The sequence below is a fragment of the Streptomyces bullii genome, assembly GCF_042657145.1.
GTDB classification, from domain to species: domain Bacteria; phylum Actinomycetota; class Actinomycetes; order Streptomycetales; family Streptomycetaceae; genus Streptomyces; species Streptomyces bullii.
Window position 1 is genome coordinate 1 of the sequence record NZ_JBHSNY010000008.1, and the last position, 12,781, is coordinate 12,781.

Annotated in this window: 14 protein-coding genes; 7 read left to right on the forward strand and 7 right to left on the reverse strand. The window is 70.5% G+C overall.

Features of this window, described 5'->3' with window-relative positions; genetic code table 11:
- Positions 1-407: 407 nt before the first annotated feature.
- A complete protein-coding gene (locus ACFPZJ_RS22870) occupies positions 408-1,058 on the reverse strand; it encodes a DNA-3-methyladenine glycosylase (RefSeq protein WP_381024683.1) in 651 nt (216 codons plus the stop codon).
- A gap of 148 nt (positions 1,059-1,206) precedes the next feature.
- Between ACFPZJ_RS22870 and ACFPZJ_RS22875 the strand changes: the two genes are divergently transcribed.
- The 3 genes from ACFPZJ_RS22875 to ACFPZJ_RS22885 all read left to right on the forward strand — a co-directional run bounded on the left by ACFPZJ_RS22875 (position 1,207) and on the right by ACFPZJ_RS22885 (position 3,287).
- A complete protein-coding gene (locus tag ACFPZJ_RS22875) occupies positions 1,207-1,989 on the forward strand; it encodes a sporulation protein (RefSeq protein WP_381024685.1) in 783 nt (260 codons plus the stop codon).
- 40 nt (positions 1,990-2,029) lie between these two features.
- Positions 2,030-2,569: a YbhB/YbcL family Raf kinase inhibitor-like protein gene (locus tag ACFPZJ_RS22880; RefSeq protein WP_381024687.1), complete on the forward strand. Its 540-nt coding sequence runs from the start codon at positions 2,030-2,032 to the stop codon at positions 2,567-2,569.
- A gap of 211 nt (positions 2,570-2,780) precedes the next feature.
- On the forward strand, positions 2,781-3,287 hold the full coding sequence (locus tag ACFPZJ_RS22885; RefSeq protein ID WP_381024690.1) for an HNH endonuclease: 507 nt from the start codon (positions 2,781-2,783) through the stop codon (positions 3,285-3,287).
- Positions 3,288-3,394: 107 nt separating this feature from the next.
- Here the strand turns inward: ACFPZJ_RS22885 and ACFPZJ_RS22890 are convergent, their stop codons facing one another.
- From ACFPZJ_RS22890 to ACFPZJ_RS22900, 3 genes are all read right to left on the reverse strand, one after another.
- Positions 3,395-4,354 carry an SPFH domain-containing protein gene (locus ACFPZJ_RS22890; RefSeq protein WP_381024692.1) on the reverse strand — a complete coding sequence of 320 codons (960 nt, stop codon included), beginning with the start codon at positions 4,352-4,354 and terminating at the stop codon, positions 3,395-3,397.
- Positions 4,355-4,500: 146 nt separating this feature from the next.
- Positions 4,501-4,929 carry an NfeD family protein gene (locus tag ACFPZJ_RS22895; RefSeq protein WP_381024695.1) on the reverse strand — a complete coding sequence of 143 codons (429 nt, stop codon included), beginning with the start codon at positions 4,927-4,929 and terminating at the stop codon, positions 4,501-4,503.
- A 96-nt stretch (positions 4,930-5,025) separates the two neighbouring features.
- Positions 5,026-5,823, reverse strand: coding sequence for an ABC transporter ATP-binding protein (locus ACFPZJ_RS22900; RefSeq protein ID WP_381024697.1), 798 nt, complete (start codon positions 5,821-5,823; stop codon positions 5,026-5,028).
- A gap of 151 nt (positions 5,824-5,974) precedes the next feature.
- Here ACFPZJ_RS22900 and ACFPZJ_RS22905 point away from each other — a divergent pair, with 151 nt between their 5' ends.
- A complete protein-coding gene (locus tag ACFPZJ_RS22905; protein WP_381024699.1) occupies positions 5,975-6,763 on the forward strand; it encodes a hypothetical protein in 789 nt (262 codons plus the stop codon).
- Between the two features lie 437 nt (positions 6,764-7,200).
- Here ACFPZJ_RS22905 and ACFPZJ_RS22910 read toward each other — a convergent pair whose 3' ends face one another.
- The 3 genes from ACFPZJ_RS22910 to ACFPZJ_RS22920 all read right to left on the reverse strand — a co-directional run bounded on the left by ACFPZJ_RS22910 (position 7,201) and on the right by ACFPZJ_RS22920 (position 9,384).
- Positions 7,201-7,446: a chaplin gene (locus ACFPZJ_RS22910; RefSeq protein WP_381024702.1), complete on the reverse strand. Its 246-nt coding sequence runs from the start codon at positions 7,444-7,446 to the stop codon at positions 7,201-7,203.
- 158 nt (positions 7,447-7,604) lie between these two features.
- Positions 7,605-8,246, reverse strand: coding sequence for a response regulator (locus tag ACFPZJ_RS22915; protein ID WP_381024704.1), 642 nt, complete (start codon positions 8,244-8,246; stop codon positions 7,605-7,607).
- Positions 8,239-9,384, reverse strand: coding sequence for a GAF domain-containing sensor histidine kinase (locus ACFPZJ_RS22920; RefSeq protein WP_381024707.1), 1,146 nt, complete (start codon positions 9,382-9,384; stop codon positions 8,239-8,241). Before ACFPZJ_RS22920 ends, ACFPZJ_RS22915 begins: the two co-directional genes overlap by 8 nt.
- Positions 9,385-9,658: 274 nt before the next feature.
- Here ACFPZJ_RS22920 and ACFPZJ_RS22925 point away from each other — a divergent pair, with 274 nt between their 5' ends.
- The 3 genes from ACFPZJ_RS22925 to ACFPZJ_RS22935 all read left to right on the forward strand — a co-directional run bounded on the left by ACFPZJ_RS22925 (position 9,659) and on the right by ACFPZJ_RS22935 (position 12,705).
- On the forward strand, positions 9,659-10,357 hold the full coding sequence (locus tag ACFPZJ_RS22925; RefSeq protein ID WP_381024709.1) for an SDR family NAD(P)-dependent oxidoreductase: 699 nt from the start codon (positions 9,659-9,661) through the stop codon (positions 10,355-10,357).
- Positions 10,354-11,643 (forward strand): S-adenosylmethionine:tRNA ribosyltransferase-isomerase, encoded by a 1,290-nt coding sequence (locus tag ACFPZJ_RS22930; RefSeq protein ID WP_381024711.1) that lies wholly within the window; start codon positions 10,354-10,356, stop codon positions 11,641-11,643. Before ACFPZJ_RS22925 ends, ACFPZJ_RS22930 begins: the two co-directional genes overlap by 4 nt.
- A 300-nt stretch (positions 11,644-11,943) precedes the next feature.
- The gene (locus tag ACFPZJ_RS22935; RefSeq protein WP_381024714.1) at positions 11,944-12,705 is read left to right on the forward strand and encodes a transglycosylase SLT domain-containing protein; all 762 of its coding nucleotides are present in this window, start codon (positions 11,944-11,946) and stop codon (positions 12,703-12,705) included.
- Positions 12,706-12,781: the final 76 nt, after the last annotated feature.

Below are 12,781 nucleotides of genomic sequence, written 5' to 3' on the forward strand. Positions count from 1 at the left end.
AATGGCCGGAGACGGGGTATCAACATATCTGGCGTTGACTTTTGGCACGCTGTTGAGTTCTCAAGGAACGGACGCTTCCTTCGTACTCACCCTCTCGGGCTTTCCTCCAGGCGCTTCCCTTCGGTGTTTCCGACTCTATCAGATCCTCTCGGACCCGATTCCCGGTCAGCGGGATTGTCGTGGGGCTCGGGCTTTTGCCCGTCGGCCTTTCGACATTCACTACGCTAGCCGATTCCCCCGCCCGATTCATAATCGGGCTCCGCGGATTCGAATTCAGGCATGCGGGCACGCCGGAATCGACCCCGCTGAGGGGTGATCGTAGGTAGTGGTTTGGCCGCTCCGGCTGCTGACGATCGCAGTACCCGGTTCAGCGGCTCGGGCTACGTTACGCACCTTCCGGGGGCGCGTCAACTTCGGCGGCGCCTCGGGACGTGGGCCCGATAGGGGCTCACCGTCGGGTCGTTGGCGATCCAGAAGCGCCAGGGGTGTGCGTCTCCGTTGCCTCCTTCGCCGGCCACACCGGTGCGCGGGCCGTTGCGTACCTGGTCGGAGGGCACGGGGGTCCCCGCGAGGATGCGGAGAGGGGTATCACCGGAAGCGCAGGCGTCCGTGCCGTCGAGGGAGCGGTCCACGCCGAGGGCGGTCGCCAGACGGGCGGGGCCTTTGGCCAGTTCCTTGTCGTTGCGGGCCGAGAGTCGACGGGTGCGGGCCAGCTCGGCGCCCTCGATGATCTCGCCGGCGCGCAGCAGGACCGCGCTCGCCCTGCCCTCGGGTCCGCACACCAGGTTCATGCAGAACCACATGCCGTAGGTGAAGTAGACGTAGACGTGCCCGGGCGGACCGAACATCACCTCGTTGCGGGCCGTGCGGCCGCGGTAGGCGTGGGAGCCGGGGTCGTTCGGACCGTCGTAGGCCTCGACCTCGGTCAGGCGCAGGGCGATCGGACCGTCCGGGGTGGTGCGTACGAGGATGCGGCCAAGGAGGTCGGGGGCGACGTCGAGGACGGGCCGGTCGAAGAACTCCCTGGGCAGGGGCGTACGGTCAGGGGTCGCGATCATGCCGTCCGAGGGTACTGGAGACCGGTGGCGCGGCGGGGTGGCCGGAGGGCGCTCGGCTTGCCAGGGTGGGGCACGGAACCGGCCACGGCCGGATCGCGTTTGTAGGGATCAAGGGTTCCGACGTACGGGTCCACACATAGGGAGAGTCATGGCGTTCAAGAAGCTGCTCGCGAGTCTGGGGGCCGGTGGGGCCTCGGTCGAGACGGTGCTGACCGAGAGCAATGTCGTGCCGGGTGGTGTCGTCCAGGGCGAGGTGCGGATCCAGGGCGGGTCCGTGGAGCAGGAGATCCAGGGTCTGTCGGTCGGTCTGCAGGCCCGGGTCGAGGTCGAGAGCGGCGACCAGGAGGTCAAGCAGGACATCGAGTTCACCAAGGTGCAGCTCGGTGGTGCCTTCACGCTGCAGCCGAACGCGGTGCACGCGGTGCCGTTCACCCTGGACATCCCGTGGGAGACGCCGATCACCATGATCGACGGGCAGCCGCTGCGCGGGATGAACATCGGGGTGTCGACGGAGCTGGCGATCGCGCGCGCCGTGGACTCCACCGACCTGGACCCGGTGAACGTGCACCCGCTGCCGGCGCAGAAGGCGATCCTGGACGCGTTCATCCAGCTGGGCTTCCGGTTCAAGAACGCGGACATGGAGCGCGGCGTCATCCGGGGCACGCGGCAGAAGCTGCCCTTCTACCAGGAGATCGAGTTCTTCCCGCCGCAGCAGTACCGGGGGCTGAACCAGGTCGAGCTGAGCTTCGTCGCGGACGAGCACGCGATGGACGTCGTACTGGAGATGGACAAGAAGCCGGGGCTGTTCGGCGAGGGCAGTGACACCTTCCGGTCGTTCCACGTGGGGCTGAACGACTACCAGGGGACTGATTGGGCTGCGTACCTGAACCAGTGGCTGGCCGAAGTCGGCAGCAAGCGCAACTGGTTCTAGGCTCGAGTCCCCCGCAAGGAACCGATCAGGAGGTACCGAGGTGACCGAGCTCAAGCGGCGGCCGCTCCCCCACGACTTCCACCCGCCCGTGCCGTCGTTCACGGTGACGAGTGAGGACGTCGAGGAGGGTGTGACGCTCAAGGACGCTCAGGTCTACGCGAAGGGCAACACCTCGCCGCAGCTGCGGTGGGAGGGTTTCCCGGACGAGACCAAGAGCTTCGCCGTGACCTGCTACGACCCCGACGCCCCAACCGGCAGCGGCTTCTGGCACTGGGTGGTGTTCGACATCCCGGCCTCGGTGACGGAGCTGCCGGCGGGCGCGGGCAGCGGCAAGTTCGAGGGGCTGCCGGAGGGCGCCGTCCAGGTGCGCAACGACTACGGCAGCAAGGACTTCGGCGGTGCCGCGCCGCCGCCCGGGGACGGGCCGCACCGGTACGTGTTCACGGTGTACGCCGTGGACCAGGACAAGCTCGGTCCGGACGCGGACGCCACGCCTGCTGTGGTCGGCTTCAACCTGCGGTTCCACACGATCGCGCGGGCGCAGCTGATCGGTGAGTACGAGGTGCTCGCCGAAAGCTGAGTGGGCCTCTGGGGTGATCCCAGGGTTCACGGAACGTTTGCCCGCCTCTGGTCTTGGAATTGATCAGAGGCGGGCATTTTTGTTGCCGGGGGTCGCGGGGGTCACCCCCCGTGGGAGCAGCAGATATTGCGTTGTCCATCCCGGCGTGCCCGGCCAGAGTTGATCCCAGCCCGCCGAGGGGTGGGCCAGGGCACACGGGAGGTGGGCTGGTATGCGGGACACGCTGGTACTGAACGCGAGCTTCGAGCCGCTGTCGACGGTGACGCTGAACCGAGCCGTCGTTCTGGTGCTGCAGGACAAGGCCGTCGTCGAGCAGGCCCATCCCGAACTGCGGATGCGTGGAGCCGCGGTCGACATACCGGCGCCCCGTGTGATCAGGCTCTGCCAGTACGTACGGGTGCCCTTTCGAAGACAAGCGCCGTGGTCCAGGCGGGGTGTGCTGGTCCGCGACCGGCACCGGTGCGCGTACTGCGGCAGGCGGGCGACGACCGTGGACCATGTGGTGCCGAGGTCGAAGGGTGGGCAGGACACGTGGCTGAACACGGTGGCCGCGTGTGCGGAGGACAATCACCGTAAGGCGAACCGGACTCCGGAGGAGGCCGGCATGGCGTTGCTGCGGCAGCCGTTCGAGCCGACTCCGGCCGATGCGATGTTGCTCGCGCTGGCGTCGGACGATTTTGCGGCTCTGCCGGACTGGCTGAGCCTGAACGCCGCCTAGCGTCTGCCCCCCCGTTCGGCCGTCCTGCGGCTGCGAGTGGTGTGCGGTTGTCGCGCGGTTCCCCGCGCCCCTCCGGTGGCTGCGGGGAACCGCGTTGTCAGGGCATGTCAGTCGATCGACGGCTTTTCGCGGCGTTCCGTGGTGCCGTTGCCGGAGGAGCCGTTGGCTCCACCGCCGCCCGAACCGCCGCCCATCGGGCCGAAGTTGCCGATGGCGCCGGACAGGCCCTTGAGCGCGTCGCCGATCTCGCTGGGGACGATCCAGAGCTTGTTGGCGTCGCCTTCGGCGATCTTCGGGAGCATCTGGAGGTACTGGTAGGAGAGCAGCTTCTGGTCGGGGTCGCCGGCGTGGATGGACTCGAAGACCGTGCGGATGGCCTGGGCCTCGCCCTCTGCGCGCAGGGCGGCTGCCTTGGCCTCACCTTCGGCGCGCAGGATCTGGGACTGCTTCTCGCCCTCGGCGCGCAGGATTTCGGACTGCCGGACACCTTCGGCCTGGAGGATCGCGGCGCGCTTGTCACGGTCGGCGCGCATCTGCTTCTCCATCGAGTCCTGGATGGAGGTGGGCGGTTCGATCGCCTTGAGCTCGACGCGGTTGACGCGGATGCCCCACTTGCCGGTGGCCTCGTCGAGGACGCCGCGCAGGGCCGCGTTGATCTCCTCGCGGGAGGTCAGGGTGCGCTCCAGGTCCATGCCGCCGATGATGTTGCGCAGCGTGGTGACGGTGAGCTGCTCGATCGCCTGGATGTAGCTGGCGACCTCGTACGTCGCGGCCCGCGCGTCGGTGACCTGGTAGTAGATGACCGTGTCGATGTTGACGACCAGGTTGTCCTGGGTGATCACCGGCTGCGGCGGGAACGGGACGACCTGTTCGCGCAGGTCGATGCGGTTGCGGATGGTGTCGATGAACGGGACGACGATGTTCAGGCCCGCGTTCAGCGTCCGCGTGTAGCGGCCGAAGCGCTCGACGATCGCGGCGCTGGCCTGTGGGATGACTTGGATCGTCTTGATCAGGGCGATGAAGACCAACACCACCAGAATGATCAGGACGATGATGACCGGTTCCATCGTCGACTCCCCGTACCCTTCTCCGCCTCGGCGCCTCGGCAGATCTTATGTCTGATGAAGATCTTGCTGTAGAAGATCTTGCTCGTCGAGTCTGACAGACCGTCGTGAACCTCGTGGGCGGTTCCGCCCAGTTGAGACGTACGAGGTCACATGACGATCGCCGTGGCTCCCTCGATGTCCACGACGTCCACCTGCTGGCCCACTTCGTAGGCGCGGTCGGTGTCGAGGGCGCGTGCCGACCAGACCTCTCCGGCGAGCTTGATGCGGCCGCCGGAGCCGTCGACGCGCTCCAGTACGACGGCCTGCCTGCCCTTCAATGCGTCTACGCCGGTGGCGAGTTGGGGGCGCTGGCGATGTCTGTTCGCGATGGGCCGTACGACGGCGATGAGGGCGGTCGAGACGACGACGAAGGTCACGACCTGGACGACGGCACCGCCGCCGAAGAGGCCGGAGACCACCGCGGCCGCGACGGCGCCCACCGCGAGCATGCCGAGTTCGGGCATCGCCGTGATCACGAGCCCGATGCCGAGCGCCGCCGCGCCGATCAGCCACCACACCCATGCGTCGATTTCCACATGGTCATGGTAGGACCGCGAGCCCTGTCGCCGACAGGGCGCCGATCAGTTTGAAATGCCGTTCTTACCCGGGGTTTTGGGTCGTGCCGGGCCGGCTCAGGACAGCGGGAGGCCCTGCGCGGTCCAGCGGTCGCCAACCTGCTCGACCACGAGCGGGAGGCCGAAGCAGAGGGAGAGGTTGCGGGAGGTGAGTTCGAGCTCCAGCGGACCTGCGGTGAGGACCTTGCCCTGCCGGATCATCAGGACGTGGGTGAAGCCCGGGGGGATCTCCTCGACGTGGTGCGTGACCATGATCATCGAGGGGGCGATGGGGTCGCGGGCGAGACGGCCGAGGCGGCGGACGAGGTCCTCGCGGCCGCCGAGGTCGAGGCCGGCGGCGGGCTCGTCGAGAAGCAGCAGCTCGGGGTCGGTCATCAGGGCGCGGGCGATGAGGGTGCGCTTGCGCTCGCCCTCGGAGAGGGTGCCGAACTTGCGCTCCAGGTACTCGCTCATGCCGAGGCGGTCGAGGAAGGCGCGGGCGCGCTGCTCGTCGATCTCCTCGTAGTCCTCGTGCCAGGTGGCGGTCATGCCGTACGCGGCGGTCAGTACCGTCTGCAGGACGGTCTGGCGCTTGGGGAGCTTGTCGGCCAGGGCGATGCCGGCCACGCCGATGCGGGGGCGCAGCTCGAACACGTCGCTGCCGGGCTTGCCGAGGGTCTCGCCGAGGATGGACGCGGTGCCCTTGCTGGGGAAGAGGTAGGTGGACGCGAGGTTGAGAAGGGTGGTCTTGCCGGCGCCGTTGGGGCCGAGGATGACCCAGCGTTCGCCCTCCTTGACCGACCAGGAGACCTGGTCCACCAGCGCTCGGCCCTCACGGATGACGGATACGTCCTGAAGTTCCAGAACATCGCTCATGAGCGCGTTGTCTCCCCTTGCAGTGTGGCCGGTCTCGGCTGTCGCGTACGCCTGTGGCTCGGTCCGCCGCGCCGGTGGGCGCAGCCCTCAACGAAATCTACGCCACCGGTCGGCTCATCCATTCCATCGGTCCGGTCCTTAGGCTGGGGGCATGCTCACGGAACCACGCTCTGGGCTCCTCGCCGCTTGGGGAAATGCCCTTTTGGCCGGACTTGTCTCACCTGATGACGCTGTGGTCGCGATCGTCGGTGAGGACGCGGTGCACCGGGTGGAGGGGCTGCCCGGGGAGTCCGGACCGGTCGGTCTCACGCTGGCGCTGGGGCGGCTGCGGACGCTCGGGACGACCGGGCTGCGGGTCGCGCTGCCCGCGCCGGGGCATCCGCTGGGGCTGAGCGGGCCGCCGGAGTTCAACGCGCGGGCGCTGGACGCGGAGGAGGCCGTCGTCTGTTATGGCACGGCGTTCGGGCTGGTGCCGGAGGTGTACGAGGCCGGGCCCGAGGGCGATGTGCATGTCGAGGTGGTGTGGCACTGCCTGCCGGTGCGGGAGGCGCCGCCGGCTGATGTGCCGTCCCTGGGTGAGGCCGAGCGGGAGCTGGCGGAGGCGCTGCGGGAGGCGACCGAGGTGCTGACCCGTCTGGACGTGGCCGGGTCGGGGCCGGTGGCGGAGGCGGCGATCGACGCGTACCGGGCGCGGGCCGAGCCGGGGCGGGAGGTGCTGGCGCCGGGGTATCCGCCGCGGGCGGTGCGGGTGCTGGAGCTGGCTCGGCGGGTGGGGGCGCTGATCGCGCTGGCCACGGAGAACGGGCACGGGGGTGCGGTGAGCGCCTCCGAGATGGCGGCGCGGCGGGAGGCGTTGCGGCCGGTGGAGCGGACGGCTCGGCGGGCGCAGGTCGCCGCGTACAACTCCGTTGTGGAGGAGCGGGAGCGGGGCGTTCGCTGACCGTTTGTGGGCGGGTGCTCGGGTTGGTGCCCGGGGGCGGTTGGGTGCTCGCCGTTGCTGCCCGGGCGCGGTGGGTCGCGTTGTCCGGCGGTGCGGGTGCCGTGCCCACCCGTGCCGATCCAGCGGCACACATGCCCAGCTGCTGCGCCGCTGGACCGGCGGGTTCGTCACCCGCCAGAAGCAGCCGGTGAGCGCCGTCGACCCTGGCGTGGTCGTACAGCTTCGGGGATCACGGGTGCGGCCGCCCGGGGTGCCGCACCCGCGTGCCGTGCCACCCGGGCCGATCGGCCTGGCGTCGCGCGTGCCGTGCCACCCGGGCCGATCGGCCTGGCGTCGGGGCCTGGCGTCGGGCGTGGCTTGTCGGCCGATGCGCCTGACCGGCCTCCCGGGAACCCGGGAGGCCGGTCGTCACCTCCGGCTCGGGGACGGAGGTGGTGTCAGTGGTTGACGGCGTGGTTGCCGTAGGCCGGGTTCATCACGCCCACGACATTGACGCTGTTGCCGGATACGTTGACCGGGACGTCCACCGGGACCTGGACGAGGTTGCCCGAGGCGACGCCCGGCGAACCCGCGGTCGAGCCGCCGGCGTGCGCGCCCTCGGTGGCGGAGGCCATCCCGGCCCCCGCGGCCAGCAGGCCACCGGCCACCATCGTCACGGCCGCTGCCTTCTTCAGCTTCTTCACTTTCTGTTCCCTCCCTTGTGATGACCGCGGCAGTCGCCGCAGCACGCACTGGAGAACGGCGGAGATCGCGAAAGGGTGCGCCAAGTGGGTGACATTCCCACGACGGTATGAATCTCGGTGCGGAGCGGGACGCTCCGTATTGCCGTACTACCGGTATGTCAGCCGGTCAGACCGTGGCGTACCGCCCACAGGGCCGCCTGGGTGCGGTCCGCCAGGTCGAGTTTCATCAGGATGTTCGAGACGTGGGTCTTGACCGTCTTCTCCGAGAGCACCAGAGCGCGGGCGATCTCGCGGTTGGAGCGGCCGTCCGCTATCAGGCCGAGCACCTCGCGTTCCCGTTCCGTGAGGGAACCGGCCCTGCCTTGGCCGGAGTTGGCCTCCTCCTGGGACAGCAGGGCGCCGGCGACCTCGGGCTGGAGCAGGATGTGCCCGGCGTGGACGGAGCGGATGGCTCCGGCGAGCGCGTCGGGGTCGACGTCCTTGTAGACGTAGCCTGCGGCGCCCGCGCGCAGGGCCGGGACCACCGTGCGCTGTTCGGTGAAGCTGGTGACGATCAGCACGCGCGCGGGGTTGTCGAGTTCGCGGAGTCTGCGCAGCGCGTCGACGCCGTCCATGCCCGGCATCTTGACGTCCATGAGGATGACGTCGGGCTTCAACTCCTCGGCGCGGTCGACTCCTTCAGCTCCGTCGGCCGCCTCGCCGACGACCTCTATGTCGTCCTGCACCTCGAGGAACGTGCGCAGGCCCCGGCGGACGACCTGGTGGTCGTCGACGAGCAGCACCTTGATTGCGTCAGCCACCGGGGACCTCCATCTCGATCGTGGTGCCCTTGCCGGGCGCCGATTCCACCGTCAGGCTGCCGCCGACGCCGCTCGCCCGGTCCCGCATGGAGACCAGGCCCAGGTGGCGTCCCGCGCGGCGGACGGCCTGGGGGTCGAAGCCGCAGCCGTCGTCGGTGACGCGCAGGACGGCTCCGGAGCCGTGGCGGTCCAGGGTGACGTCGACGTGCTCCGCGCCGGAGTGCCGCAGGGCGTTGTGCAGGGCCTCCTGGGCGACGCGCAGCACGGCCTCCTCCTGGGCGGCGGGCAGGGCGCGTACGCCCCGGCCGGCGAAGGTCACGCGCGCGGTGTGGGCGCGGTCGAGGACCTGGACCTGGGTGCGGAGCGTGGCGACGAGGCCGTCCTCGTCGAGGGCCGCGGGACGCAACTCGACGACGGCGGCGCGCAGTTCGTCGGCGGCCTCGGCGGCCAGGGCCGCCACCTGCTGGAGTTCGCCCTTGGCGCGGGAGGGGTCGCGGTCCACCAGGCGGGCGGCGGCCTGGGCGGTCAGCCGGAGGGAGAACAGCTTCTGGCTGACGGCGTCGTGCAGTTCGTGGGCGAGCCGGGAGCGTTCCTCGGCGATGGTCAGTTCGCGGCTGCGTTCGTAGAGCCGGGCGTTGGTGAGGGCGATCGCCGCGTGCTGGGCGAGGATGCCGAGGAGTTCCTCGTCGTCGGCCGTGAAGCCGCATCCGCCGCCAGGTTTCGGGCAGTTCTTGTTCGCCAGGAACAGGGCCCCGATGACCTCGTCGCCGTCGCGGATCGGCAGGCCCAGGAAGTCGACCAGGTCGGGGTGGGCGCTCGGCCAGCCCTCGAAGCGGGGGTCCCTGCGCACGTCGGCAAGGCGCTCGACCTTGGCCTCCTGGAGCATCGCGGCGAGGATGCCGTGCTGGCGCGGCAGAGGGCCGATCGCCTTCCACTGCGCGTCGCTGACGCCGTCGACCACGAACTGGGCGAAACCGCCGTGATCGTCCGGGACGCCGAGGGCGGCGTACTGCGCGTCGAGCAGCTCGCGGGCCGAGGCGACGATCGTCTTCAGGACGTCGCGCACCTCGAGGTGCCTGCTCATGGCCAGCAACGCGGAGCTCACCGCGGCGAGGCCGGACCGAGGACCGTGGCTCATGTCCTCACGGTACCGGCGGGCTGTGACAGCGCGGATCGGACCTGTGACCGCCTCCGCTGCGCCGGTGGGCCTAGGGCGCAGGTCCCGGGTCGCAGGGCTGCCGGGCGGGGCGCCGGACCGAGGTCGCGTGGCCTAGGTCCGAGGTCGCCGGGAGTGCGGCGTAGGCCCAAGGGACCCGGTGCCTTGCGGCCCGCGTCCGAGGCGGCCGGTGTCCGCTGGTTCCTACGTTGAGGGCACGCCGTTCAGGAGGCGCGACGACGAGGGGACGGATGGCATGCCGGTTGCGATCATCACAGGGGCCTCGAAGGGGCTGGGGCGGGCACTCGCCGGGGCGCTGGCCGCGCGAGGCTGGGACCTGGTGCTCGACGCCAGGGGTGCCGAGGCCCTGAAGGAGGCGGCCGAGGCGGTGTCCGCGCACGGCACGCGCGTGGCGGCCCTGCCCGGGGACGTGACGGACGCCCGGCACCGGTCCGCACTGGTGGCGGAGGCGTGGCGGCTCGGCGGTGTCGACCTGCTGGTGCACAACGCGAGCGCGCTCGGCGCCGAGCCGCTGGTACGGCTGGAGGCGCTGCCCCTGGAGGGGTTGCGGCGGGCGCTGGAGGTGAACCTGGTGGCGGCGCTGGGGCTGGTCCAGGAGGCGCTGCCGCTGCTGAGGGCCGCGCGGGCGGGCACGGTGATCGCCGTCAGCTCGGACGCGGCGGCCGAGGCGTACGAGACCTGGGGCGGCTACGGGGCGTCCAAGGCGGCCCTTGACCAGCTCGTCGCGGTGCTCGGCGTGGAGGAGCCGGGGCTGCGGGTCTGGGCGGTCGATCCCGGGGACATGGCCACGGACCTGTACGCGGCGGCCGTACCGGACGACGACGGTCCGCGGCCGGATCCGGCCGATGTGGTGCCGGCCTTCCTGCGGCTGCTGGACGAGCGTCCGGTGAGCGGCCGCTATGGGGCCCCGGCTCTGCTGGAGGGGCGGCGATGAGCCCACGGACGGGCGGGAGTGCGCCCGGGTCCGTCCGGAAGAAGGCACGGGTGCCGGACGGGCTGTCCGGGCGGGTTCCTGATGAGCTCTCCGCACGCGTGCCCGACGAGCTGCCCGGGCAGACCCCGGACGAACTCTCCGCGTCGGCGCCGGCCGAGCTGCCCGAGCAGGTTCCGGACGAGCCGTCCGCGCGCGTGCCCGACGAGCTGCCCAGACAGATCCCGGAGGAACTCTCCGCGCGGGTGCCGGTCGAGCAGCGGGGGCCCGGGCTGGAGCGGGACGCCGTGCGGATGCTGGTGTCGCGCGGCACCCAGGTGTCGCATCACGTGTTCGTGGAGTTGCCGCGGCTGCTGCGGGCCGGGGATCTGCTCGTGGTCAACACCTCCCCCACGCTGGCGGCCGCCGTCGACGGGCGGATCGGGCACGCGCGCGTGGTGGTGCACTTCTCCACGCGCGGGGACGACGGACGCTGGGCGGTGGAGCTGCGGGATCCCGACGGGAGGGGCACCACGCGCGCGCGTGCGGGCGAGCACGCGGGGACGGAGGTGAGCCTTCCCGGGGGCGTACGGCTGAGCGTCGAGGAGCCGCTGGACGCGCGCGGTGAGCGGCTGTGGTGGGCCCGGGTGGCCGGGGCGGACGTGCTCGGGCTGCTGCGGGGGCACGGGCGGCCCATTCGCTACTCGTACACCGAGCGGGACCAGCCGCTGGCGGTGTACCAGACGGTGTTCGCGCTGCCGTCGCCCGACGGGGCGGGCAGTGCGGAGATGCCGAGCGCGGCCCGGCCCTTCACGGCGCGGATGGTGGCGGAGCTGGTGAGCCGCGGGGTGCAGTTCGCGCCGGTCACGCTGCACACGGGAGTGGCCTCCACGGAGGCGCACGAGCCGCCGTATCCGGAGCGGTTCGCGGTACCGGAGGCGTCGGCACGGCTGATCAACGCCGTGCGGGCGGGAGACGGCCGCGTCATCGCGGTCGGGACCACGGCCGTACGGGCCGTGGAGTCGGCGGTCGGCGCCGACGGGGTCGTACGCGCGCGTGCGGGGTGGACCGATCTGGTGGTGACCCCGGAGCGCGGGGTGCGGGCGGTGGACGGACTGCTGACCGGGCTGCACCAGCCGCAGGCCTCGCATCTGCTGATGCTGGAGGCCGTCGCGGGGCGGGCGGCGATCGAGCGGGGCTACGCGGAGGCGCTGCGCGGGCGGTACCTGTGGCACGAGTTCGGAGACGTGCATCTCGTCCTGCCCGGCGAGGACCCTCACACAGCGCATTGCGCCAGCAACTCGCGGTGAGACTCCCGCGGGCCTGATGTGAGCCCGCGCATAGGACGCAGGTCACGTACGAACGTCCGTAGGAGATGGATACGTCCGGTTTGAGCGGGGCAGACGGTCCAGTCTGCCCCGTTTTGCCCTTCCCTGATCCACTACCCAGCTTCGTACGTCACACCTTTGCCTGCCGTTTTTGCGCCAGCTAAGAATTGCTCCCGTCGCTCAGCGCCGTGGGTTTCGGTCCACGGCGTTTGTGCCGGAAGCACCCTCTGTCCCCACCGGACGGCGAGCGACCTCCGCGCTACTCGAAGAGGTCCATCTCCCATGCCCAAGAACATTCTCAGCCGTGTTCGCAGTCGTGCCCTGACCCGTCACCACAAGATCGCCATGGCCGGTGTCGCCACCCTCGGTGCCGCCGCCCTCGGCTTCTCGGCGGTGCCCAGCAGCGCGTCGACGACCACGACCGAGGCCGCTCCTGCGGCTGCGGTGGCGTTCAGCTCCGAGAAGATCAGCTCCCAGCAGATCAAGGGCGTCGAGGCCGGCGTCGCCGACCAGCTCACGGCCAGCATCAAGGCCCAGCAGCTCGCCAAGCAGCAGGCCGAGGCCACGAAGAAGGCCGCCGCGGAAGCCGCCAAGAAGGCCGCCGCCGAGGCCGCGCAGAAGAAGGCCGAGCAGGAGCGCAAGGCCAAGGAGGCCGCGAGCCGAGCCGCCGAGCGGGCCAAGCTGAAGAAGGCCGCCGCGAAGAAGGCCGCCAAGAAGACCTACCCGAACAACCTCGACGGCTGGATCCGTGAGTCGCTCGACGTCATGAAGAAGCACGGCATCCCGGGCTCGTACGACGGGATCAAGCGCAACATCATGCGCGAGTCGTCGGGCAACCCGAACGCCATCAACAACTGGGACATCAACGCCATCAACGGCGTCCCGTCGAAGGGCCTGCTGCAGGTCATCCCGCCGACCTTCGAGGCCTACCACGTCCCGGGCACGTCCTGGAACATCTACGACCCGGTCGCCAACATCACCGCCGCCTGCAACTACGCGGCCGACAAGTACGGCTCCATGGACAACGTCAACAGCGCGTACTGAGGTCGGCGCGGACCTCTCTCGCGAGCAGATACGCCGAAGGGCGGCACCCTCCTGACGGGTGCCGCCCTTCGGGACG

Excerpts from the sequence above, each read along its gene's own strand:
- ACFPZJ_RS22905 (WP_381024699.1), top strand. The coding sequence starts at position 5,975 with ATGCTCACGGAACCACGCTCTGGGCTCCTCGCCGCTTGGGGAAATGCC.
- ACFPZJ_RS22875 (WP_381024685.1), top strand. The coding sequence starts at position 1,207 with ATGGCGTTCAAGAAGCTGCTCGCGAGTCTGGGGGCCGGTGGGGCCTCG.
- ACFPZJ_RS22870 (WP_381024683.1), bottom strand. The coding sequence starts at position 1,058 with ATGATCGCGACCCCTGACCGTACGCCCCTGCCCAGGGAGTTCTTCGAC.
- ACFPZJ_RS22930 (WP_381024711.1), top strand. The coding sequence starts at position 10,354 with ATGAGCCCACGGACGGGCGGGAGTGCGCCCGGGTCCGTCCGGAAGAAG.
- ACFPZJ_RS22925 (WP_381024709.1), top strand. The coding sequence starts at position 9,659 with ATGCCGGTTGCGATCATCACAGGGGCCTCGAAGGGGCTGGGGCGGGCA.
- ACFPZJ_RS22890 (WP_381024692.1), bottom strand. The coding sequence starts at position 4,354 with ATGGAACCGGTCATCATCGTCCTGATCATTCTGGTGGTGTTGGTCTTC.
- ACFPZJ_RS22900 (WP_381024697.1), bottom strand. The coding sequence starts at position 5,823 with ATGAGCGATGTTCTGGAACTTCAGGACGTATCCGTCATCCGTGAGGGC.
- ACFPZJ_RS22935 (WP_381024714.1), top strand. The coding sequence starts at position 11,944 with ATGCCCAAGAACATTCTCAGCCGTGTTCGCAGTCGTGCCCTGACCCGT.
- ACFPZJ_RS22920 (WP_381024707.1), bottom strand. The coding sequence starts at position 9,384 with ATGAGCCACGGTCCTCGGTCCGGCCTCGCCGCGGTGAGCTCCGCGTTG.
- ACFPZJ_RS22885 (WP_381024690.1), top strand. The coding sequence starts at position 2,781 with ATGCGGGACACGCTGGTACTGAACGCGAGCTTCGAGCCGCTGTCGACG.